Below are 20,465 nucleotides of genomic sequence, written 5' to 3' on the forward strand. Positions count from 1 at the left end.
TTGTACCCCTGCGGCCCCTATGCCGGCACGTCTTCCATGCTGATATTTCCCAAATCGCACGGTCTGGCCCACGCATGCAACAGCCAATGTAGAGCAGATGGGCAGGCCAAGATTGGTTTGCGGCCGGCTTTAGTTTTTCTCAATTGATCGCCGCGGATCGACCGTCGACCTTTCGCCATCAAGGACGCTCGATCCGAAACTGTCGGCCGGCCTCGATGGCCGATACCGCGGGTGCCGCATCATGCACCAAGCAAGGCCGGATGCCGGAACCCTGGCCGGCCCAATGGGTTAACTCGAATTCGCTGAACCGGGAGATTTTCATGTCAAGAGTCCGCCTGTCCCGCCGCACGCTCTTTGCTCTGTCCGCCATGATTTCAGTCGGTTTGGGCGCGCCGGCCGAGGCGCAGGTCACTGAAATCACCCTCGATTTCGCGACCTACAATCCCGTCGGCCTGGTGTTGAAGGAAAAGGGCTGGCTTGAAGAAAGCCTCAGCCCCGACGGCGTTTCGGTGCGTTGGGTCCAGTCGCAGGGCTCCAACAAGGCGCTCGAATTCCTCAATGCCGGCTCGATCGATTTCGGTTCCACCGCGGGCGCCGCGGCGCTGGTCGGCAGGATCAACGGCAATCCGATCAAATCGATCTATGTCTATTCCCGTCCGGAATGGACGGCATTGGTGAAGCCGAAAGGCAGCCCGATCGGCAAGGTCGAGGATCTGAAGGGCAAGCGCATTGCGGTCACGCGCGGCACGGATCCGCATATCTTCCTCATCCGCGCCTTGGCGGATCACGGCTTGAGCGCCGACGACGTCGAGTTCGTGCTGCTGCAGCATGCCGATGGAAAAGCGGCCCTGGTGCGCGGCGATGTCGATGCCTGGGCGGGCCTCGACCCGCTGATGGCGTCGGCCGAGCTCGAAAGCGGCGCCGAGCTCTTTTACCGGAGGCCGGAATTGAACAGCTGGGGCATTCTCAATGTGCGTGAGGCCTTCGCCAAGGAGAACCCACAGCTCGTCGAGCGGGTTCTCGCGGCTTACGAGAAGGCGCGCAAATATGCGATCGAGCATCCCGAAGAACTGACCGCTGCACTCGTGAAGGTCGCGAAGCTGCCGGAGAACGTGATCGCCCGCCAGATCGAACGCACCGACATCAAATACGGCGCCATCGGCGATGAGCAGCGTGAAACCATCCTTCAGGCCGGGCTTGCCCTGCAGAAGGCGGGCGTTGTCGATGCCAAGGTGGATGTGAAGGCGGCACTCGACTCCCTCATCGACTCGAGCTTCAAGCTTCCCGGCAGCTGAGGTGAAGGTGGCCAGCATCGATATCAGGGTGCCGGCAGCAGCCAGCGAGACGCCGGCGCCGCCACAAGCAAAAGGACGCGGCGCCTGGCATGCGATGGCGCTGGGCGCGATCTTGCCCGTGGCGCTCGCCGCCGGCTGGGAAATTGTGGTCCAGGCGGGATGGGCGGAGGGCCGGCTTCTGCCACCGCCCAGCCGGATTGCCGAGACGCTCTGGTCCCTCGCTCAGGGCGGCGAGCTGCTTCAGCATATCTCGGCGACGCTGTGGCGTGTCGCGGTTGGATTTTTCGCCGGATCCGTCGCGGGGATTCTCATTGGCGCGGCCGCCGGATATTCGAAGGCGTTCCGCCGGATCATCGATCCGACCATTCAGGGATTGCGGGCCGTTCCCTCGCTCGCCTGGGTTCCCCTCTTCATTCTCTGGCTCGGGATTTTCGAGGGATCGAAAGTCGCTCTCATCGCCGTCGGCGTGTTCTTTCCGGTCTATCTCGGGGTCACGGCTTCCGTGCTCGGCGTCGACCGCAAAATCGTCGAGGTCGGCCGGATATTCAGGCTGAAGGGTACGAGGCTCATCCGGCGCATCCTGGTGCCGGCAATACTTCCCAATGTCATCCTGGCGCTGCGCACCGGTCTTGGCCTCGGCTGGATGTTCGTCGTCGCGGCGGAGATCATGGGCGCCGCGCAAGGCTTGGGCTATCTTCTCGTCGACGGCCAGCAGCTGGGCAAGCCGGATCAGATCGTCGCCGCCATCCTCGTCTTCGCCGTGCTCGGCAAGATCACCGACGCGCTGGTCGTCGCGGCCAGCGCGCCGTTCCTGCGCTGGCAGGATTCCTACGAAACGGCGCACTGACATGCTGGAACTGCGCCGCATCTCCAAGACCTATGCCAATGGCACGGAAGCCCTGCATGACTTCACGCTGAATGTGGAGGACGGGGAGCCCGTCGCGATCGTCGGCGGCTCGGGCTCGGGCAAGAGCACTCTCTTGCGCCTGATCGCCGGCGTCGACCCTCCGTCGAGCGGCGAAGTCTCTGTCGACAATGAGCGCATATCGCAGCCGCATCCCGCCGTCGGCCTCGTCTTCCAGGAGCCGCGGCTCCTGCCCTGGCTCAGCATCGGCGACAATGTCGGCTTCGGGCTCGAGGACGTGGCCAAGGACGAGCGTACGGCGCGAATTCACGAGGCCCTGATGAGCGTGGGCCTTGCCGAGCAGTGGCACAAATGGCCCCGCGAGATGTCGGGCGGCATGGCGCAGCGCGTTGCCTTGGCGCGCGCGCTGGTGACGCGGCCGAGCGTGCTGCTTCTCGACGAACCCTTCTCGGCGCTCGACGCGCTGACGCGGACCAGTCTCCAGGACCACCTGGTCGAGCTTTGGCAAAAGAGCCGCCCCACTCTCGTCCTGGTCACGCATGACATCGAAGAGGCGCTGGTCGTCGCCAACCGGGTCGTCGTCCTGCGTCCGCGGCCGGGACGCACCGACGCCGTGGTCGATGTGCGGCTCGAGCGCCCCCGTCATCGCGACAGCCGCCACTTCGAAGCGCTGAAGCACAAATTGCGCGGAGCGCTCGACCTTTCGCTGCGCGACGAAGCTTACCGCAGTGCCGCAGAATAGGCTGACCGCAGTCCTCTCCTGATCGTATATACTGGCTTATCGACAATCATCGCGCCGGATGCGCAAAGGTAGGCCATGTCGGAATCAGATAGCCGTCTTCTCGATCTGCTGGGCATCTTGAGTGTCCTATTTCTGGTCGCCGCAAATGGTTTCTTCGTCGCTGCCGAGTTTTCGATGGTTGCGGTCCGCCGCAGCCGTGTCGCCGAATTGGTGGCCGCCGGCCGGATGAATGCCGCAGCGCTCCAGCGGGCCGTCAACAACCTCGACGCCAACCTCGCCGCCACCCAGCTCGGCATCACCATTTCCTCGCTGGGGCTGGGCTGGATCGGCGAGCCGGCATTGGCCCATCTGATTCAGCCCCTGCTGAGCTATCTCCCGGCTACGCTCGCGGCGGCGAGCTCGCATGCCATCGCGGTCGCCATTGCGTTCATCTTGATTACCGCACTGCACATCGTGCTGGGCGAGCTCGCCCCCAAGAGCCTCGCTCTTCAGCGCAGCGAAAGCACCGCCCTTTGGGTGGTGCGCCCACTTACGGTTTTCCTGTTCCTCCTGAAGCCGGCGATCATGATTCTAAATGGGCTGGGCAACCTCGTCCTGCGGCTGGTGGGGCTGCGCCCGGGGACCGGCGAAGAGTCCCTGCATTCGCCCGAGGAATTGAAACTCCTGATCACCGCCAGCTACGAGGCGGGACTGATCCAGGAAGCGCAGCAGGAAGTGGTGGAACGGGTATTCAGCATTGCCGACCGTCGCATCAGCGACATCATGACGCCGCGGCCCGAGTTGGACTGGGTCGATGCCGACGACGGTCCGGATGAAATTCTGAAAAGCATCCGCCAATGCCCGCATGACCAGATGCTGGTGGCAAGGGGAACGATCGACGAGCCGATCGGCCTGATATCGAAGCATGACGTGCTCGACCAGATTCTGGACGGGCACCAGGTGAGCCTGGAAAGCATCATGCACCAGCCTTTCGTGGTCCTCGAAGTCACGCCCATCTTCAGCGTGCTCAGCCAGTTCAAGAAGGGCCCGGTCCGGCTGGCGATGATCGTCGATGAATATGGCAGCCTGAAGGGGATCGTCACCCAGACCGACCTCCTGGAAGCTCTTGCCGGCGATCTGCCGGAGGCGGAGGACGAGGAGCCGCACATCGTCGAACGCTCCGACGGATCCTTCCTCGTCGACGGTCTGACGCCTATTCGCGACGTCTTCAACCGGCTGGGCCTTCCGGAAGTCTCGGCGCAAGACGGGTTCCACACGATAGCGGGCTTTGCGCTGTACCGGTTCGGGCACATACCGACGGCGGGAGAGAAGTTCAAATACCGGGACTGGAAATTCGAAGTGGTCGATATGGACAGGCGGCGCATCGACAAATTGCTGATCTCGAAAAAGCAGAAGGCAAAGCCGGCAAAGGCGCGGAAATAGCCGCCGGCAAGGCGCATCAGGCCGAAGCCTGCATCGCCACGCTGTCCGCCATCGAGCGCGTGACGATCACGATCTGGCGAACGATGTCCGGCGCGCCGGTCATTTCACCAAAGGTGCCGCGGGTCATCGGACCGAGCGCGAGAAGCGTCGCATGCGCATGGCCGTCATCCGCGACGAGACGGCTATGCCGGTCGACATCGAGTCCGAAGTGCAAGGCATCCGAGCGCGCAAGACCTGATGCCAGGAGGTTGCGGGCGAGCGGATTGCGGTTGAGATCCTTGTCAGGCCCGATACACAGCACGACACCGTCGAATGGTCGGCGCTCGACCGTCCCGCCACGGCGCAAGGTGGCAACAAGCGATCGGCTTTCCGCTTCGACCGACAGGACGGCGGCTTTTTGCAGGACGACCCGGCCCGTCCAGATCGCTCTCTCGAGAGTGGCGCAAGCCTGCGGCGATATCCTGAAGCGATGGACATCCCAATAAGGCAGGAGTCGCTTGATCACACGCCGCTGCTCGGCGACCGGCAGTGCCGGCCATATGTTGCCGAGATCGAAGCGCACCGCATCTGCGACCGGCTGCCAGCCAAGCCCTTGGCGCACGGCCTCTCGCACCTGGCGCCGCACCAGGCGGAGCAGCGCCAGCGCCGAGCTTGGCGCAGCGCCCCCCTGGAGAAGATCGACGCTGACCCCGAACAATCCGTGCGGCCGAGGCAAAAGGCCATGGCGCGACACGAGGGTGATGCCGCCTTGGTGGCCGCGCGACAGCAAGGTCTCGACCATGTCGACCATGGTCAGTCCCGTCCCGACCAGCAACAGGGATGCATCGCGGCTCAGGCCCGCCAGAGCATTGTTGCGCCAAGGATCGGTCACCAGGCGAGGATCGGCGGCGGCTTCGGCGCTGACCGGGAAAGGCGCCCTGGGTGCCGCATGGCCGAAACTCAGTATGACATAATCGCCCGTGATGGCCTCGCCATCCGCGAGCTTGACCGACCATCGCGCACCTTGCCTGCAAACATCCTGCGCCTGCGTGCGGTGATGCCGCAGCCGCACCCGGCCTCTGGTTTCAGACAGCGCCTGGCGGAGCGTATCTGCGACATAGGCGCCATAATCCCGGCGTGGAACATAGTGATGGCCGGCGGCGTCGCGGCTTGCCCCATCGCCGGGCAGGATATCCTTGTCGAACAGCCATCGCACCGCATGCAAGGGATCGTCGGGAAACAGGCTCATCCGCTCACTCGGCACATTGATCCGATGCCGCGAATCTGCCGCGCCATAGGCGATGCCGCGCCCGATTTCGCCGGCGGGCTCGATCACCTCGAAGTCGAGCGGGCCGCGCAGCGACCGGATCGCATGAAGGATGAAGGCGGCGCCGGTGAAGCCGCCACCGACGACGATGATCCGCAGGCGCATATGGAGCTGGATCGGTACCGTCACGGGCGGGCTCCGGCGTTGAGGGCGGCTATCGCCGCCGCGAAGCAGGCAACCGGCGCGAAGGCAACGCCGATGCCGATCCATCCCGTGGCGCCGTCGCGATGCGAGATGCCGGTGTGAATGCGGACGGGCTCGTTGCGCGCAACCACTTTGCGCGCATCGAGGCCGAGCCCGATGCCTTGGGGTTCGGCGCTGGCCGGTCGCAAGCGCGGATGGCTGGCGACGAACAGGTCGCGCATCCGGTGCCCCACGGCGGCGGCTTCGCTCCACTCCAGAGTCATGGTCCGCGCCAGTTCGGGTGCTATATGCGCGGCGGCACCGCCAAGGCCGTAAGCCTCCATGATGGCGCGGTCGCCCAGATCCGCCTGCGCGTTCTCTCTGCCATAGGTCGGAAAGAACGCGCCTTCCGGGATGATGGCCGGCGCCGTGAACCAGCGCGCGCTCGTTCCCGCGAGCTGTATCCCGCAGACATCGCCATTGCGCGAAATGGCCGTGACGATGGATGAGGCGGCGATACCGCGCGCCGCATCGAGCGCCAGCTTGGCCGCCGCCATGGCGTAGTTCAGCGCATGTTGCGGATTGTCGAGAAGCCAGCCGCGGGCTTCCGCATCGAGCCGGTCGAGTGCCCGCATCAGCGAATACATGCCGCCGACATTGCGCTGATGCACGTCATCGCCGAGCGACACGGCCTCCGCGATGATCGGCAGAAGCGGCAGGCCGCCGGGCGGCAGAGCCTGTGCCAATGCAGGCGCCAGCACGTGATCGAGCCAGGCGAGGCCTTCGGCGGTGTTGGTGTCATAGACGCCGAAGCGCAGTGCCCGGCGCCCGGCCTCCGCCAGTGTCGCATGGACATGGCCGGGCCCGGCCGCATTTTCGATGCGAGCCAGCACTTGGCTCGGCCGGATGACGCCGGCCATCGGCGAGACGGTGCCGAGCGCATAGTTGGACCTGAGCCTGATCTCTCCTTTGGCGATCCGGCGTTTCGCGTCCGCAGGCGTGCAGGCCCAGCCTTCATGCAAAGCCGCTCCGGCGAGCGCGTTCAGGACAGGGGGCGGAATGTGATCGACGCTGGCGAAGGGCGGTCCGGCATGGCCGAGCTCGCCGGCTAAGAGGCCGAGGGCGGCATCGGCCGGCTCGAAGCCGGTGAGGCATGGCTCGACCGCCGCGATCCGGCGCACCGCCTCGTCATTGGCAGCTTCGGTATCGCCGCTCATCGCGCTCTGTGGAGGACGAGGTCGATCTCGACGAGGGCATCGCGGCCGAGCTTGGCGACACCGACGGTGGTGCGCGAGGGCACTTGCGCATCATCGGTGAAGAAACGGCAGAAAGCCCGATTGAGCCCATCATAGTCGCGCTCGAAATTGCTGAGATAGATGCGCGCGAACACGGTATCGCCGAGCCGGTAGCCGGCCGCTTCGATGATCGTGATGAGATTGCGGAAGGTCTGCTCGGTCTGCGCCTCGATGCCTTCGACAAAGGGAGAGGCCGGCGCCGAAGGGTCGCTCGGCAGTTGTCCCGTCACATGGAGCCAGCCATCCGCCTCGCTCGCATGATGATATTTGACGCCTTTGGGCGGCGGCGGCGCGCTTGCAACGAAATGACGTTTGATCATGACGGCCTCTCAATCATGGCCTTGCCACGGCACGATGAGCCGTTGGATGGCTCGCAAGCCCAGTTCCAGCCCGATCGAGACCACCGCGATGACGATGATGCCGAGAATGACGACATCGGTGACGAGGAAATCGGCAGCGCCCTTGATCATGAAACCGAGCCCTTGATTGGCCGCGATCAGCTCGGCCGCCACCAGCGTCGCCCAGCCGGTGCCGAGGCCGATCCTGATCCCGGTGAGGATGCTGGGCAGCGCATGCGGCAGCAGGATCAGGGTCACGACCTGAGATCGCGTCGCGCCCAGCGATCGGGCCGCATTGATCTTGTCCTGCGCCACCGAGCGCAGGCCGTCGACGGTGGCGATCACGATCGCCGGCAGGATGCCGAGATAGATCACCAGGATCTTGGCGAACTCGCCGATGCCGAACCAGATGATGATCAGCGGCAGATAGGCGAGCGGCGGGATAGGCCGGTAGAATTCGACGACAGGCTCGAGGATGCCGCGCGCGGTCTCATTGAGATTGATGGCAAAGCCCGCAGCGACGCCGGTTATCGCGGCAAAGAGAAGAGCCGCCGCCACGCGCCAGACGCTCGCCAGGAGATGCTGCGGCAAGGTGGCACCCTCGAAACCTTCCGTCCAGACAGTGATGGCCTTGCGGGCGACCGCATAGGGCGACGGCAGGAACATCGCCGGCACGACTTCCAGATAGGCGGCAAGCCACCATAGGGCGATGAGCGTGATGAAGGTGACGATGGCGGTTTTCGCGATATAGGTCAGACGCGGCGCACGCAAGGAACGAGCGGGAGGTCCGTTGAATTGAGCCGAAGGGACGGTCACGTCGCTCATGCGGCAGCCTCGAGCGGCTCGCGATTGGCGAAGATCAGCGCCTTCACCCGCTCGCGCGTCGCCAGGAACCGCGGATCGGATTTGATCTTGCCGGCCGGCTCTCCCGCCGCATAGCGCCGGCCGAAATCGAGATCGATCGAGGCCACGACCCGCCCGGGCCGCGGCGACATGACGAGAAGCTTGCTCGCCAGGAACACCGCCTCGTCGATGCCATGGGTAATGAAGAAGATGCTCTTCTTCGTCCGGCTCCAGATGTCGAGAATGAGCTCCTGCATCTGTTCACGGGTCAGGGCGTCAAGGGCACCGAGCGGTTCGTCCATCAAGAGGACATCCGGATCGGCGGTCAGAGCGCGCGCCACGCCGACCCTCTGGCGCATGCCGCCCGACAATTCCCAGATGCGCCGGTTCTCGATGCCTTCGAGGCCCACGAGGCGCAGCATGGTCCGCGCCCGCTCGCGCCGCTCCGCTTTCGGCAGATTGCGCAGACGCAATCCGAAGGCGACATTGTCGACGACGTCGAGCCAGGGCAAGAGCGCGCCATGCTGGAAGACGACGCCGCGCTCGGCGCCCGGGCTGGTGATCTCGGCATCGCCGAGCCTCACCGTGCCTTCGCTCGGCGCAAGGAATCCGGCCATCAGATTGAGGAGCGTGGTCTTGCCGCATCCGGACGCGCCGAGGGCGACGACGAATTCACCGGGGGCGATCGACAGGGACACGCGATCGAGAGCAGTAACGGCGCCGCTTTCGGCGCCGTATCGGACAACGACATTCTCTATGGTCAAGATACTCATGATACGTCCAAAAAGCTGGCCCCCGAAAAGTTGGAGACTTTTCGGGACAAGGCCTGCGTCCTAACAAGCGAAAGGCAGGCGGGCATGCCCGCCTGCTTCTTCCGTTTCTCAATTCGAAGCCGTCGCCGCCTTGACGAATTCCGGCGTGGCCGTCGGCGAATAATCCGAAAGCAGGCTGTCGACCTTTTTCTGCTCCTTGAGGAAGGCCGAAGTGGCGGCAATCGCTTCCGCCGTGCCTTTGCCGAGAAGCTTGTCGGAGACCTGCTCATCGGCCAGCGGATAATAGTTTCCGGCGACCTGCTCGGACACCTCTTCCGGCTTGGCACCGGTGAAGTCGGCGATCTTCTTGGCTTCCGGCGTGCCCGGTCCATAGGCGGCCGGATCCTTGCGGTAGCGGGTGAAGGTCCCGAGCGTCACCTTGGCGAAGCCGGTCACAATCTCGGGATGCGCCTTGGCAAAATCCTCGCGCGTGATCCAGGCGACGAAGGTCGGCGCGCCGAGCTCGGCGACCTGGGCCGAGGTGATCAGCACCTTGCCGGTCTTCTTGGCGCTCGCCAGAGCGGGATCCCAGACATAGGTGGCGTCGATGTCGCCGCGCGCGAAGGCGGCGGCGATCTCGGGCGGCTGCAGGTTGAGGATATTGACCTTGGACGCATCGATGCCCCAGTGCTTCAGCGCGAAGAGCAGGCTGTAATGCGTCGTCGAGACGAAGGGCACGGCAACCTTCTTGCCCACCAGATCCTGCGGCTCGTTGATGCCTGAGCCGTTGCGGACGGCGAGCGCCTCGGCCTCGCCGATCAGGCCGGCGACGAGAAAAGCCTTGATGGGAGCGCCGCGGGTAACGCCGGCAGCAAGCGGGCTCGATCCGGCATAGCCGATATCGATGCTGCCCGAAGCGAGCGCGGTGATGACGCTGGCGCCTGAATCGAATTTACGCCACTCGATTTTCGTGCCGAGAGCCTTCTCGTAATCGCCGTCGACAATGGCGACCTGCGAGGGATCGGGAGCGGTCTGATAACCGATACGCACGACCGTTTCGGCATTGGCCGGCCATGCAAGCAGCATGGCGGCGGCGGCAATCAATATTCTGAGGGGTGACATGGTAGAGTCCTTTGAGCGTGGGGCGCCTCGGCCCGCCTTCATCCGGACCCGATCCTACACACGCCGCAAAAGTGGTCGTTTGAGATTTTCTAACGCCAGGATGGAAATATCCTTGGGACAGGACATCACCGGCTTCGACCGAGAAGCTCCTCGAGACGGTCAAGCAGCGGTTCTTGACTGGGCAGGATTTTCCGCCGCGCCTCGGCCAGGCCGAACCACGCCACCTGATCGACTTCCGGAAAGGACTGGGACCGGCCGCTGCGCGGCGGCCATTCCAGCTCGAAGCTGTTGCTGACGAAACTTTTCGGATCGAACGCGGCCTCGACGGCAAAAGCGGTCAGATATTTCCCGCCGGCCTGGCGGATCTCGCCCAGGGGATGCATGTCCTGGGTGACGTCCCATCCGGTCTCTTCCTTGAACTCGCGGCGCGCCGCCGCCGAAGGCACTTCCGTCTCGCCATATTCGCCCTTGGCCAGCGACCAGGCGCCTTCGTCGCGCTTGCGCCAGAACGGGCCGCCCGGATGGACCAGGAGTACCTGGAGCTCATTCGTCGACTTGCGAAAGGGCAGGATTCCGGCGCTTCTTTTCGGCATGGAGGTCTCAGCGATTGAAGAACCACAGGATCAGCGACAGCACGATGCTGACAAGGATGCCCGTCGTGATCGGCGCATAGAAGGTGAATTTCTCCCCCTCGATCATGATGTCGCCCGGCAATCGCCCGAGCCCGATGCGCCCGAGCCATGGCCACAGAACGCCGGCAGCGACGAGAACGAGACCGATGATGATCAATGACCGTGACATGGTTCACCGAAGGAAACTCTAGCGCGCATGCCGGCGAAGTGAAATCAATTCGCTGAAGCGCGCCAAGTCGAGGGGAACCCTCGCGCGCGATGGGAATTACCCTTTTGCCGGTTCCTGCGAAGACATGGGAATGCCGTCCATGACCCCGCTGCTTCAGATCCTGACGCTCCTGGCGGTGTCGATCGCCATGGCGCTGGCGCTCGCTCATGCGCTGGAGTTCCCGGGCAAGCTCAGGCTTTCGCGCGCCGACTACGAGACCGTCCAGGAGATCTATTATCCGGGCTTCACCTATGGCGGCGCCAGCGAAGGTATCGGACTGCTGCTCTTGCTCATCCTGCTGTTGCTCGGGCCCTGGGAAGGCGTGCCCTTCTGGCTGACGCTCTCGGCACTGCTCACGGTCATCGTGATGCATGGCGTCTATTGGCTCTTCATTCACCCGATCAACAGCTTCTGGCTCAAGGATTTCGAGCTCAAGGGTTTCGGCGCGCGCTTCTTCGGTTTCGATTTCCGTACACGGAACGATTCAGGGCTCAGGCCCGATTGGACGGAGCTGCGCGACCGCTGGGAATATGCCCATATCGCGCGCGCCGCCCTGGGCCTGCTCGCGCTTATGCTTCTCGCCGCGGCCCTCGCGCTTTAGTTGGTTCGTCCAGCGGCAGCCGCGCGAGGCAGTCCTGCGCCAGCCTCAGATAGGTTTCATCCTTCATCTCTCCGAAGTTGGCGAGCGCGGCTTCAAACCGGTTTTTCGCAAACAAAAGATAAAGCGTGATGGCGATTCGATGTAAAGCCATCACGCTTTAGCATTCTGGCGGGCGATGATTTCCTAGCCCTTGATGAAGCTCAGGAGATCGCTGTTGATCGTTTCGGCCTCGGTCGTCGGCATGCCATGCGGGAAGCCCTTATAGGTCTTGAGGATCCCGTTCTTCAGGAGCTTTGCCGACAAGGGTGCCGAGTCGGCATAGGGCACGATCTGGTCGTCATCGCCATGCATCACCAGCACCGGTACCGTGATCTTCTTCAAATCTTCGGTGAAGTCGGTCTGCGAGAAGGCGACGATGCCGTCATAATGGGCCTTGGCGCCGCCCATCATCCCCTGGCGCCACCAGTTCCAGATCACGCCTTGCCGAGGCTTGGCGCCCGGGCGGTTGTAGCCATAGAAGGGGCCGGCCGGCACGTCGTAATAGAACTGGGCGCGGTTGCCGGCGACCTCGGCCTGGAAACCGTCGAACACCTCCTTGGGGAGCCCGCCCGGATTGGCCGGCGTCTTGACCATCAGCGGCGGCACCGCTGCGATGATCGCCGCTTTCGCCACCCGGGCCTCGCCATGGCGCGCCAGATAATGCACGACTTCGCCGCCGCCGGTGGAATGGCCGACATGGACGGCGTCCTTGAGATCGAGATGCTTCGTCAGGGCGGCGAGGTCGTCGGCATAGTGATCCATGTCATGGCCATGGCCGACCTGGGTGGACCGGCCATGGCCGCGGCGGTCATGGGCGATGACGCGGAAGCCTTGGTTGAAGAAGAAGAGCATCTGGGCGTCCCAGTCATCGGCCGAGAGCGGCCAGCCATGGCTGAAGACGATGGGCTGGCCCTTGCCCCAGTCCTTGTAGAAGATGTCGACGCCGTCCTGGGTGGTGACGATAGGCATGGTTCTGATCCTTTGTTGAATGCGAATGCGACGGTTGAACGTCTTTGACATGGAAAAGATAGGCAGTCCGGCGCATGATGCGGATTGGCAAAACTGACATTCTTCAGGGCGAAAGTGACAAGGAACCCCGAGACCTCCCTGACCGAGATCGCCATACTGGACTACCGCCATTCCCAACGCACCGCGATCCACGGCCTGACCGACCTCTTCATCGAGGCGAGCCGGATTTCGCGCGAGATGGGGGGAGCGACGGCGCGCACGCTGCGCGTCACCCATTGGCGGCCCGGCACATCTGGACGCGAGCTGGAAGTGAGCTTCGACACGCATGCGGGACATCCGGCCCGGCCGGCGGTCATCATCGCGCCGCCGACGCTCCATGGGCCGCCGGCGCTCGAGACGAGCGCAGCCTTTGCCGGCTGGCTGCGCCGCAAGCATGAGGAAGGGACGACGCTGTGCTCGGTCTGCGGCGGCACTTTCCTCCTGGCCGACACCGGGCTGCTGCGCAATCGTCGCGCGACCACGCATTGGGGCTATGCCGAAGAGCTGGCGAGACGTCATCCCGATATCCATGTCGATGGCGACAAGGTGATCGTCGATGATGGCGACATCATCACGGCGGGCGGCATCATGGCCTGGACCGATATGGGCCTGAAGCTCATCGACCGGTTCCTGGGCTCCGCCGTGATGCTGACCACGGCGAAATTCTTCCTGATCGATACCGCCGGGCGCGAGCAGCGTTTCTACAGCAGCTTTTCGCCCAAGCTGCGGCATGGTGACGAGGCCGTGCTCAAGGTGCAGCATTGGCTGCAGAAGGAGGGTTTGCGCAAGGCGACGCTGCCGGCGATGGCGGCCTTGGCCGGGCTCGAGGAGCGCACCTTCCTGCGCCGCTTCCGCAAGGCGACGGAACTCAACCCGACCGAATATTGCCAGCGCTTGCGCGTCGGCAAGGCGCGCGAGATGCTGGAGCTGACGAACCGCACCATCGACCAGGTGGCCTGGGATGTCGGCTATGAGGACACGAGTTCCTTCCGCAAGGTGTTTCAGAAGGTTGTGGGGCTGAAGCCCGGGGATTATCGCAAGCGCTTCGCGGTCACGCCGTCCGCGCCGGCGCATCAATGAGTGAGGATGAAGATGGACATCAAGCGAAGCGGCTCGCGGCCGTCGAGAAAAGGCCCGGCTGAGTATTTCACCGGGAATGTGCGCATCGATCCGGTATTCGACGCGGCCGATCCGGCGCGCGTGCGCGCGCTCGCCGTCACCTTCGAGCCGGGCGCCCGCACCGCCTGGCATACGCATCCGCTCGGCCAGATATTGATCGTCACTTCAGGCACCGGCCGGGCACAGCATTGGGGAGGTCCCGTCGAGGAGATCCGGCCGGGCGACGTCGTCTGGTTTCCGCCCGGCGAGAGACATTGGCATGGCGCGGCACCGTCATCGTCGATGACTCACATCGCCATTCAGGAAGCGCTCGACGGCAACACGGCCGACTGGCTCGAGCAGGTCAGCGACGAGCAATATAATGCGGGTAAAGTCGGCTAGGAGTCATACATTCCCAGCTTGCCTCTCTATTCACGCGCGATTGCGGCGCTCTTTCGAATTGCGCGAACGAAAGTGCGAAAGCGAACGAAAACGAATGTACGTTAGCGTACGCGGTCACGCTTCCTTGAACATCTAACATGTCACCATCGCATTAAATCGCGTTAAAATGGCCGGAAACACGGGCGTTCTGCGCAAATATGATTCGCTTGCGCCGACACTCAGGCATATGATCGCTTCATGACGGTGCAAGGAGGCAAGAATGACAGAAACTCGCCTTCACGATGATCCGATGAGCCGTGTCCGCCAACAGATGGAAGTCATTACCGCAGACGGCCGGTGTGCCGGTCATGTGAGCGGCTGCACGGCAGACGAGATTTTCATGAACAGGTCCGACCAGCCGATACCGAAAGAGTGGGTCAGGCGTGTAGACCGCGAGGTCTATATTTCCAAACGCTGGAATGACCTTACGCATTGACCGCGGCATCCCTTCCTGAGGGAGGAATTGAGCATGGCTACAGGCTATTTCGACGGCGCCCAGCTCGCGGCGCTTTACAAGGAACTTCAGCAGGAATGCGCGGAATATGCGCGCGAGCATGGTGCGATCACCGCGGCACAGGAGAATGAGATCGCGGCACGCCTGATGATGGCGGCGCGCAGCAATCCGCCGTCAAAGACACCTTTGACCGCCGTCGATCCGGCAGCGTGATGAATGTCCGGCGCGGCTACTCGCCGCCCTGGGCTTCGACGACCATTTCGACAAACCTGCCTTCGGCATCGAAGGTGCACTGAAAGGCCCGCGTGCCGTTGGACCCTTGGTCCGCCGCACCGGGCACCGAGAAGACATTGCTGCCCTCGACGAGCTTCTTCAGCTTCACCTTGTTCGGCTTCACCGCGAACATCTCAATGGCCATGTTGCGGCAGTAGTTCGGCATTTCCTTCTTGTTTATCGCAGGCCCGGTTCCCGCCACCTCGGCAAGGGCCGAAGCCGTGCCGGACAGGAGAAGTCCGCCGGCGAGGATAAGCCAAACGATATGACGTGCATGAGGATGTGAACGCAAATTTCTGTCCTCTCATGGATGGGCGCCCGCCATATCCTGCCTTCGCTCTGACATGGCGTCAAATCGAATTAGCGTTGGGGAAGAAACCGGAGGTCTGGCGGCTGTTAACCGTCACGGGAGGCAGGGTTCCGGCCGCCGCGGCGGTGGAACTATGCCGGCGTGAGCGGCAAGCGCCGCTCGATGATGCGCGCCATGATGCTGGCGCCGACCGGCAGCACCTCCTCATCGAGGATGAAGGCCGGATTGTGCACCGGAATGCCGCCCTTGTGCCCCAAGGTGCAATAGGCGCCGGGCACCACTTTCAGCATGTCGGCGAAATCCTCGCTGCCGGTCACGACCTCCTTGGTCTCGGACACATTCTCGGGGCCGACGATCTCGGAGGCTGCCGCCAGATAGGCTTGCGACAGGCCGGCGTCATTGACCAGCACGTCGAAGATATTGCGCAGGTCGACATCGATGCTCACCGCATGAGCAAGCGCCGCCCCGGCGCACAGCGCGCGGACACGATCATGGATCAGCTGCATGGTGGCATCGTCGAAATAGCGGATGGTGCCCGCAATCGTCGCCGTGTCGGGGACGACATTATAGGCCGAGCCCGAATGGATCTGGGTGACCGAAAGCACCGCCGGGCGCACCGCCGGAACGTTGCGGGCAACGACCGTCTGCAGATCCTGCACGAGGCTCGTCGCCACGATGATGGGATCCTTGGCGTGATGCGGCATCGCCCCATGGCTGCCGACGCCGTTCACCGTGATATCGAAGAAGGTCGCACCCGCCATCGCCGCGCCGGGCTTCACGCCGACCGTGTTCGGCCGGGCGAGAGGATCATTGTGCAGGCCGTAGATCTCGTCGCAGGGAAACCGGTTGAACAGCCCTTTCGCCCAGCATCCGGCGCGCACCGCCGAGCCCTTCTTCCGCCGGCTGGAAGATGAAAACCGCGGTGCCGGCGAAATCGCGCGTCTCCGCCAGATAGCGGGCGGCGCCGAGCAGCATCGTCGTATGCCCGTCATGGCCGCAGCCATGGAAGCGGCCGGGCGTCTTCGAGGCATAGGCGAGATTGGTCTGCTCGTTCATCGGCAAGGCGTCCATGTCGGCGCGCAGGCCGATGCTGCGCATGCCCGTCTGCCGGCCCTTCAGCACGCCGACGACGCCCGCCTGGGCGAGGCCGGTGTGAACCTCGATGCCCCAGGAGACGAGCTTCTCGGCGACGATGCGGCTCGTCCGGATTTCCTCGAAGCCGATTTCGGGATGGCTGTGAAGGTCGCGGCGTATGGCGGTCAGCTCGTCCGCGAAATCGGCAATTCTGGGAAGCACTGGCATGCGAATCCTCATGAAGAAGGAGGCAAAACGGCAGAGTAAACGAAGCTCGTTCAGGCGCGAGAGGCGATGCGCCGCGCTGCCATTTGCGATGCCGGCTTCGACGGTAAAGCGTGATGGCCATTCACTGCAATGCCATCACGCTTTAGGGAGCGCTTCATCACCGGGGGTTGGATTTGGCGCGAGCCCCGGGCATAGTCACAGCTTTCCGTCTTGAGGCCAACCCCTAGATTGTGCTGCGACAATCAGCCGGCCCCTCCTTCGCTAAAGCTTCGGAGGGCTCCTTTCCAGTCCTGCGAAGCGCGTCAGCGCGAAGCAGGGCCCTCCTTCGCCAAGGCTTCGGAGGGCCGCGATTATTTGCACAGTCCCAGATAGTCGCTAGCCTTCACCGTCTTGAAGCCTTTTCCATAGGCGGGAAGCTTGCCGAGGCGTTTCAGGTTCCGAGGCCCGATGAAGGCGACCCACACCGGGTCGAGGCCCTTCATGGGCTTTTTCGTCTCCTTGTCGAAACCGAGATGGAAATTGAGCTTGGCGCCGGGGCTGGCGCAGATGCGCGCCGGCATCCGGCTCTCGAGATAGACCACTTGCATCGCCGCGGCTGAATATTGATCGCCGGTCACGCGATAGCCCTTGCCGCTGCGGATCATGTCCAGGGCTTGGGCGATGTAGCTGTAGACATCGCCGCCGGGCCGCCAGCCGATCGTCGAGGATCGGGCAAGCGCCGGCTGCGGGCTGTTCATTCCGGCAGCGAGCGCCATCGCCGCCAGCACCAGCCATCGCGACATCGGCTTCTCCACGATCATCCTGAGCCGGAGATGATGATATTGCCTGTCAAGGATAGCCCAAAAAGCCGGGCACGATCAGGATTAATTTGGCCGTCGTAGCTCTCGCGAATGGCCGCCCTGTTGCATGAGGATCACGCATTGCTGGATTGTGGAGACCCGCTTCTCTCGGCCATTGACCCCCTTCATACGCAACGTCAGATTGGCGTCAGGCTCAGGGGAATCGGCCGGACAGCAGATGCTCGTCGGAGCTTCATGGAGACGAGAGGATCAGAGATTATGGGGATTATTCCAGACCTAGCCGCGTTCAAGAAGAGCCTCGCTTCCCTTCCGGCGAAGACCTTTGAGCCCGGAGAAACCGTGCTGGCGGCGGGATCGAAGACCGGGCAATTGTTCATTCTTCGCCAGGGCGTCGTCGAAGTCGTCAGAGACGGCCTGCAGATCGCTGTCGTCTCCGAGCCCGGCGCGGTGTTCGGCGAGCTCTCCGTGATATTGGACAAGCCGCATACCGCCGACGTGCGCGCCGTGGAGCGCTCCGAATTCCATGTCGCCAAGGCTTCCTCGCTGCTCGCCGAGAACGCCGCGGCCTTGCTTTATGTATCGGCGCTGCTGGCGCAACGTCTCGACGCCGCCAATGAAATCATTGTCGAGATCAAGGCGGAACTGGGCGAGGGCAAACGCCCCGGGGTGATCACCAAGGCGCTGGAGAAGCTCGAGAAGCTTTTGAGTCGGAGCGGCGCCAACACGCCGGATTTCGCTTACTATCCGATCCTTTGAAGCCGACTTTCCTCGCGCCGCCGGATGTGGTTAGCATTGCGTGGTTTCATGCCGCCGGGGTGCGGCTGAAATAGCTACAAAACAGGTAAAAAGGGGAGCAAACCATCGGGGATGAGAAGGAAAGACAATCATGGCTATGCGACATCTGATGGTTTGCGTGATTCTGGGAGGCTTCATCCACACCACCCTGCCCATCGATCCGCAACCGGCGGAGGCGGCACAGACCACTGTCAAAAAGAAAAAGAAGAAGGTCGACCAGAAGAAGCAAGCATATCCGCACGGGAAGAAGAAATATCCGTGGGGCGAGCCCAACGCAGGCTGGAGCGACCGCTGCATTTTTTACTACGACACCTATGACGGCTGGATACCGCCTTTTTGCCGCCCCTATGGCCGCACTTACTGATCGCGTGCGAACCTTGCTCCCGGACATGCTGAAGCTCTCGGCTTGCTATTGAGGTGCTGCCGACTTACGCTTTGGCGATGACGCGCCTTGCCGCCAGCCTTGCCGCCGCGGTGCTGTTTGCCGCCCTCCCTGGACAGGCGGCTGAAGCCGCTGACAGTTACGAAACCACGCTCAGTGGCGAAAGCGAGGCGCCGGCCTCCAGCGTGGTGTTCTCCGAGAAAGGTTGCGAGGAGGAGTGCAATGCGGCGAGCCTTCACTGCGACGGCTCTCGCCGCATCTCATTTGATGTCGCAGATGTGCCGTCCAAGAATGCAGCGGCAGCCATCACCAGCGACAAGCAGGAGATTGCGGTGAAAGCCGGTGGCAAGACTTTCGGCTTCCCCATCGAGGAACTGCGCTTTGTCGAACTGACCGGATCCTGGGACGTGAGCGGCCACTTGTTTACCGATCCGGCGGCATTCACGGCCGCGCTCGCCAAAGCGGCAAGCTTCAAAGCCACGCTCGGCGGCCAGAGCCTGACGCTCCCGGTCACGGCGGATGTCAAAACCTGGGCGGCAGCCTGCGTGAAGTGACGGCGATTCCTGCGCGGTTGCAGAATGCACGTACCAACGATACAGATACTCGATCGTCATAAGCGATGATATGGAGGGGGTCTTGCGGCATCTTTCGGTAGTCTTTCTTGTCCTCCTCGGCCTGACGACAACGGCGGTGGCGGCGAGCTCGAATTTCGAATGCCCGGCGCAGCCTGGCGATTATCTCAAGCTCGGTCCCGCCGAGATGGCGGCTCTGCTGCCGGTCGGCGATCCCCTGGACGATCCGGCCAAACTGGACGCGGCCATCGACACCTTGCGCCGGCAAGGTCTTTCCTCTGCTCTGATCATCGACGGCCTGATCGGCTCCTACTGCCCGATCGTCGCCGCGGACACATCGCTTACCGTGCCGCAGAAGACCTCGCGCGTGCAGAAATTCGCGATGCGCATTACCCGGCTCGTCTATTCCTTCGAGGGCGCCGAGGCCATTATCCTGGATGTTCCCTTCGATCCGCCGGTGGTCGATGCCATCAGAAGCAAAGCCGCGGCGGCCGGCGTAACTCCGGAGAAGTGGATCGCCGAGGCGGTGGATACGGTCCTGAACTCGAAATAACCGTTCTTGCGGAGATGTCGGCTAACGAACGTCCTCAGTGGCCATCTCGGTGACCAGCAAATCCGGGCGGCGGTCGGGTACGCTTTCCGCCGAACCCACGAACGTGACGGTCTCGGCGAGCGGCGCCCGGCGCGTGCGGATACAACGCACCGCGACATCCTCGTATCCGATCGACATGCCGCAGAAGAGGATGAGCCCGTCCTTGGGTGACACGATTTCCGCGACGGTCTTGCGATAGACCGACCACGCCATCTGGGGGCAACTGTGCAGCCCCTCGGCACGCAGCAGCAGCATGACGGTCTGCAGATACATGCCGACGTCGGACCATTGCGGCGGTCCCAGGTCGCGGTCGATGTAGCAGAACAGGGCGGCGGGCGCGCCGAAGCAACTCCAGTTCGCGGAAGCGGCCCGCTGACGCGCCTCCCAGTCCTCGCGCGCAATGCCGAGCGCGCTGTAGCGTTCCTTGCCGAAGGCGGACCGGCGCTCGTTGTAGGGGGACTTCAGTTCGGGCGGGTACATCTGGTACTCCCGCTTGTCCCACGGGTCGCCTGCGGCCACGCGTTCGCCGGCGCGTTTCTTGAGCTCGGCCAACGGCCCGCCGGTCACCACATAGATGTTCCACGGCTGGAGGTTCGATCCGGATGGCGACCAGGCCGCGGCGGCGAGGACGCGCTGCAACACCTCCTTGGGCACATCCCGGTCGGTGAATCCGCGCACCGCCCGTCGGCTGGCGACCGCCTCATACACGTCGATCATCGTCCACCTCCACTCGCTGATGCCCCGCAACAACCTGCGGCGCGGATTCGTCTCGCGACGAGATGCAGTGGTTCGAGGCTAGTCGATCGAGATGAGCCGGCCCATTCTACTCAGGGGTTAGTCGCATCCGGCATTTGG

At 63.3% G+C, this 20,465-nt stretch carries 24 protein-coding genes and 2 pseudogenes; 13 read left to right on the forward strand and 13 right to left on the reverse strand.

Annotation, left to right across the window (positions count from 1 at the left end; genetic code table 11):
- Positions 1-320: 320 nt before the first annotated feature.
- The 4 genes from DS839_RS32360 (at position 321) to DS839_RS32375 (ending at position 4,324) form a co-directional block, all read left to right on the forward strand.
- Complete coding sequence (locus DS839_RS32360) at positions 321-1,295, forward strand: aliphatic sulfonate ABC transporter substrate-binding protein (protein ID WP_119274680.1); 975 nt, start codon at positions 321-323, stop codon at positions 1,293-1,295.
- 16 nt (positions 1,296-1,311) lie between these two features.
- Positions 1,312-2,142: an ABC transporter permease gene (locus DS839_RS32365; protein WP_438816558.1), complete on the forward strand. Its 831-nt coding sequence runs from the start codon at positions 1,312-1,314 to the stop codon at positions 2,140-2,142.
- 1 nt (position 2,143) lies between these two features.
- The gene (locus tag DS839_RS32370; RefSeq protein ID WP_119274681.1) at positions 2,144-2,902 is read left to right on the forward strand and encodes an ABC transporter ATP-binding protein; all 759 of its coding nucleotides are present in this window, start codon (positions 2,144-2,146) and stop codon (positions 2,900-2,902) included.
- A gap of 75 nt (positions 2,903-2,977) precedes the next feature.
- Complete coding sequence (locus DS839_RS32375) at positions 2,978-4,324, forward strand: hemolysin family protein (RefSeq protein WP_119274682.1); 1,347 nt, start codon at positions 2,978-2,980, stop codon at positions 4,322-4,324.
- 16 nt (positions 4,325-4,340) lie between these two features.
- On the opposite strand, the gene DS839_RS32380 is transcribed toward DS839_RS32375, so the two are convergent.
- The 8 genes from DS839_RS32380 to DS839_RS32415 form a co-directional block, all read right to left on the reverse strand.
- The gene (locus DS839_RS32380) at positions 4,341-5,759 is read right to left on the reverse strand and encodes an FAD/NAD(P)-binding protein (RefSeq protein WP_368912048.1); all 1,419 of its coding nucleotides are present in this window, start codon (positions 5,757-5,759) and stop codon (positions 4,341-4,343) included.
- Entirely contained in the window at positions 5,756-6,970 is a 1,215-nt protein-coding gene (locus DS839_RS32385; protein WP_119274683.1) for an oxamate carbamoyltransferase subunit AllG family protein, read from the reverse strand. Before DS839_RS32385 ends, DS839_RS32380 begins: the two co-directional genes overlap by 4 nt.
- Positions 6,967-7,368: a RidA family protein gene (locus DS839_RS32390; RefSeq protein WP_119274684.1), complete on the reverse strand. Its 402-nt coding sequence runs from the start codon at positions 7,366-7,368 to the stop codon at positions 6,967-6,969. The genes DS839_RS32385 and DS839_RS32390 overlap by 4 nt, the downstream gene beginning before the upstream one ends.
- A 9-nt stretch (positions 7,369-7,377) precedes the next feature.
- Positions 7,378-8,211 (reverse strand): ABC transporter permease subunit, encoded by an 834-nt coding sequence (locus tag DS839_RS32395; protein WP_119274685.1) that lies wholly within the window; start codon positions 8,209-8,211, stop codon positions 7,378-7,380.
- A complete protein-coding gene (tauB, locus tag DS839_RS32400; protein WP_119274686.1) occupies positions 8,208-9,002 on the reverse strand; it encodes a taurine ABC transporter ATP-binding subunit in 795 nt (264 codons plus the stop codon). The genes DS839_RS32395 and tauB overlap by 4 nt, the downstream gene beginning before the upstream one ends.
- 108 nt (positions 9,003-9,110) lie before the next feature.
- A complete protein-coding gene (gene tauA / locus DS839_RS32405; RefSeq protein ID WP_119274687.1) occupies positions 9,111-10,103 on the reverse strand; it encodes a taurine ABC transporter substrate-binding protein in 993 nt (330 codons plus the stop codon).
- A gap of 125 nt (positions 10,104-10,228) precedes the next feature.
- A complete protein-coding gene (locus tag DS839_RS32410) occupies positions 10,229-10,696 on the reverse strand; it encodes an NUDIX hydrolase (RefSeq protein WP_119274688.1) in 468 nt (155 codons plus the stop codon).
- A 7-nt stretch (positions 10,697-10,703) separates the two neighbouring features.
- Positions 10,704-10,904: a DUF2905 domain-containing protein gene (locus DS839_RS32415; RefSeq protein WP_119274689.1), complete on the reverse strand. Its 201-nt coding sequence runs from the start codon at positions 10,902-10,904 to the stop codon at positions 10,704-10,706.
- A gap of 139 nt (positions 10,905-11,043) precedes the next feature.
- Here DS839_RS32415 and DS839_RS32420 point away from each other — a divergent pair, with 139 nt between their 5' ends.
- On the forward strand, positions 11,044-11,544 hold the full coding sequence (locus DS839_RS32420; protein ID WP_119274716.1) for a DUF1772 domain-containing protein: 501 nt from the start codon (positions 11,044-11,046) through the stop codon (positions 11,542-11,544).
- 183 nt (positions 11,545-11,727) lie between these two features.
- Here the strand turns inward: DS839_RS32420 and DS839_RS32425 are convergent, their stop codons facing one another.
- On the reverse strand, positions 11,728-12,552 hold the full coding sequence (locus DS839_RS32425) for an alpha/beta fold hydrolase (protein ID WP_119274690.1): 825 nt from the start codon (positions 12,550-12,552) through the stop codon (positions 11,728-11,730).
- An 84-nt stretch (positions 12,553-12,636) separates the two neighbouring features.
- Here DS839_RS32425 and DS839_RS32430 point away from each other — a divergent pair, with 84 nt between their 5' ends.
- From DS839_RS32430 to DS839_RS32445, 4 genes are all read left to right on the forward strand, one after another.
- Complete coding sequence (locus DS839_RS32430; protein WP_368912049.1) at positions 12,637-13,671, forward strand: GlxA family transcriptional regulator; 1,035 nt, start codon at positions 12,637-12,639, stop codon at positions 13,669-13,671.
- Positions 13,672-13,683: 12 nt separating this feature from the next.
- Positions 13,684-14,091: a (R)-mandelonitrile lyase gene (locus DS839_RS32435; RefSeq protein ID WP_119274691.1), complete on the forward strand. Its 408-nt coding sequence runs from the start codon at positions 13,684-13,686 to the stop codon at positions 14,089-14,091.
- 259 nt (positions 14,092-14,350) lie between these two features.
- A complete protein-coding gene (locus DS839_RS32440; RefSeq protein ID WP_119274692.1) occupies positions 14,351-14,566 on the forward strand; it encodes a DUF2171 domain-containing protein in 216 nt (71 codons plus the stop codon).
- Between the two features lie 33 nt (positions 14,567-14,599).
- A complete protein-coding gene (locus DS839_RS32445) occupies positions 14,600-14,797 on the forward strand; it encodes a hypothetical protein (RefSeq protein WP_119274693.1) in 198 nt (65 codons plus the stop codon).
- A 16-nt stretch (positions 14,798-14,813) separates the two neighbouring features.
- Here the strand turns inward: DS839_RS32445 and DS839_RS32450 are convergent, their stop codons facing one another.
- The 3 genes and pseudogenes from DS839_RS32450 to DS839_RS32460 all read right to left on the reverse strand — a co-directional run bounded on the left by DS839_RS32450 (position 14,814) and on the right by DS839_RS32460 (position 17,251).
- Complete coding sequence (locus DS839_RS32450) at positions 14,814-15,149, reverse strand: hypothetical protein (protein ID WP_119274694.1); 336 nt, start codon at positions 15,147-15,149, stop codon at positions 14,814-14,816.
- A 149-nt stretch (positions 15,150-15,298) separates the two neighbouring features.
- Positions 15,299-16,469, reverse strand: a pseudogene (locus DS839_RS32455) (M20 aminoacylase family protein).
- Positions 16,470-16,819: 350 nt separating this feature from the next.
- Positions 16,820-17,251, reverse strand: coding sequence for a hypothetical protein (locus tag DS839_RS32460; protein WP_162918952.1), 432 nt, complete (start codon positions 17,249-17,251; stop codon positions 16,820-16,822).
- Between the two features lie 108 nt (positions 17,252-17,359).
- Here DS839_RS32460 and DS839_RS32465 point away from each other — a divergent pair, with 108 nt between their 5' ends.
- From DS839_RS32465 to DS839_RS32480, 4 genes are all read left to right on the forward strand, one after another.
- Positions 17,360-18,025, forward strand: a complete 666-nt coding sequence (locus DS839_RS32465) for a cyclic nucleotide-binding domain-containing protein (protein WP_119274696.1) — start codon at positions 17,360-17,362, stop codon at positions 18,023-18,025.
- A 130-nt stretch (positions 18,026-18,155) separates the two neighbouring features.
- The gene (locus DS839_RS32470) at positions 18,156-18,428 is read left to right on the forward strand and encodes a hypothetical protein (protein ID WP_162918953.1); all 273 of its coding nucleotides are present in this window, start codon (positions 18,156-18,158) and stop codon (positions 18,426-18,428) included.
- A 77-nt stretch (positions 18,429-18,505) separates the two neighbouring features.
- Positions 18,506-19,000, forward strand: coding sequence for a hypothetical protein (locus DS839_RS32475; protein ID WP_119274698.1), 495 nt, complete (start codon positions 18,506-18,508; stop codon positions 18,998-19,000).
- 82 nt (positions 19,001-19,082) lie between these two features.
- On the forward strand, positions 19,083-19,571 hold the full coding sequence (locus tag DS839_RS32480) for a hypothetical protein (RefSeq protein ID WP_119274699.1): 489 nt from the start codon (positions 19,083-19,085) through the stop codon (positions 19,569-19,571).
- Positions 19,572-19,664: 93 nt separating this feature from the next.
- Here DS839_RS32480 and DS839_RS32485 read toward each other — a convergent pair.
- Positions 19,665-20,324, reverse strand: a pseudogene (locus DS839_RS32485) (nitroreductase); the annotation flags it as partial.
- Between the last annotated feature and the right edge of the window lie 141 nt (positions 20,325-20,465).

The organism is Taklimakanibacter deserti (assembly GCA_003574785.1).

What these genes read in the sequence shown, in the direction of transcription:
- DS839_RS32360 (WP_119274680.1), top strand. Translation starts at nt 321, where the DNA reads ATGTCAAGAGTCCGCCTGTCCCGCCGCACGCTCTTTGCTCTGTCCGCC.
- DS839_RS32370 (WP_119274681.1), top strand. Translation starts at nt 2,144, where the DNA reads ATGCTGGAACTGCGCCGCATCTCCAAGACCTATGCCAATGGCACGGAA.
- DS839_RS32375 (WP_119274682.1), top strand. Translation starts at nt 2,978, where the DNA reads ATGTCGGAATCAGATAGCCGTCTTCTCGATCTGCTGGGCATCTTGAGT.
- DS839_RS32385 (WP_119274683.1), bottom strand. Translation starts at nt 6,970, where the DNA reads ATGAGCGGCGATACCGAAGCTGCCAATGACGAGGCGGTGCGCCGGATC.
- DS839_RS32390 (WP_119274684.1), bottom strand. Translation starts at nt 7,368, where the DNA reads ATGATCAAACGTCATTTCGTTGCAAGCGCGCCGCCGCCGCCCAAAGGC.
- DS839_RS32395 (WP_119274685.1), bottom strand. Translation starts at nt 8,211, where the DNA reads ATGAGCGACGTGACCGTCCCTTCGGCTCAATTCAACGGACCTCCCGCT.
- tauB (WP_119274686.1), bottom strand. Translation starts at nt 9,002, where the DNA reads ATGAGTATCTTGACCATAGAGAATGTCGTTGTCCGATACGGCGCCGAA.
- tauA (WP_119274687.1), bottom strand. Translation starts at nt 10,103, where the DNA reads ATGTCACCCCTCAGAATATTGATTGCCGCCGCCGCCATGCTGCTTGCA.
- DS839_RS32410 (WP_119274688.1), bottom strand. Translation starts at nt 10,696, where the DNA reads ATGCCGAAAAGAAGCGCCGGAATCCTGCCCTTTCGCAAGTCGACGAAT.
- DS839_RS32415 (WP_119274689.1), bottom strand. Translation starts at nt 10,904, where the DNA reads ATGTCACGGTCATTGATCATCATCGGTCTCGTTCTCGTCGCTGCCGGC.
- DS839_RS32420 (WP_119274716.1), top strand. Translation starts at nt 11,044, where the DNA reads ATGACCCCGCTGCTTCAGATCCTGACGCTCCTGGCGGTGTCGATCGCC.
- DS839_RS32425 (WP_119274690.1), bottom strand. Translation starts at nt 12,552, where the DNA reads ATGCCTATCGTCACCACCCAGGACGGCGTCGACATCTTCTACAAGGAC.
- DS839_RS32435 (WP_119274691.1), top strand. Translation starts at nt 13,684, where the DNA reads ATGGACATCAAGCGAAGCGGCTCGCGGCCGTCGAGAAAAGGCCCGGCT.
- DS839_RS32440 (WP_119274692.1), top strand. Translation starts at nt 14,351, where the DNA reads ATGACAGAAACTCGCCTTCACGATGATCCGATGAGCCGTGTCCGCCAA.
- DS839_RS32445 (WP_119274693.1), top strand. Translation starts at nt 14,600, where the DNA reads ATGGCTACAGGCTATTTCGACGGCGCCCAGCTCGCGGCGCTTTACAAG.
- DS839_RS32460 (WP_162918952.1), bottom strand. Translation starts at nt 17,251, where the DNA reads ATGTCGCGATGGCTGGTGCTGGCGGCGATGGCGCTCGCTGCCGGAATG.
- DS839_RS32465 (WP_119274696.1), top strand. Translation starts at nt 17,360, where the DNA reads ATGGCCGCCCTGTTGCATGAGGATCACGCATTGCTGGATTGTGGAGAC.
- DS839_RS32470 (WP_162918953.1), top strand. Translation starts at nt 18,156, where the DNA reads ATGGCTATGCGACATCTGATGGTTTGCGTGATTCTGGGAGGCTTCATC.
- DS839_RS32475 (WP_119274698.1), top strand. Translation starts at nt 18,506, where the DNA reads ATGACGCGCCTTGCCGCCAGCCTTGCCGCCGCGGTGCTGTTTGCCGCC.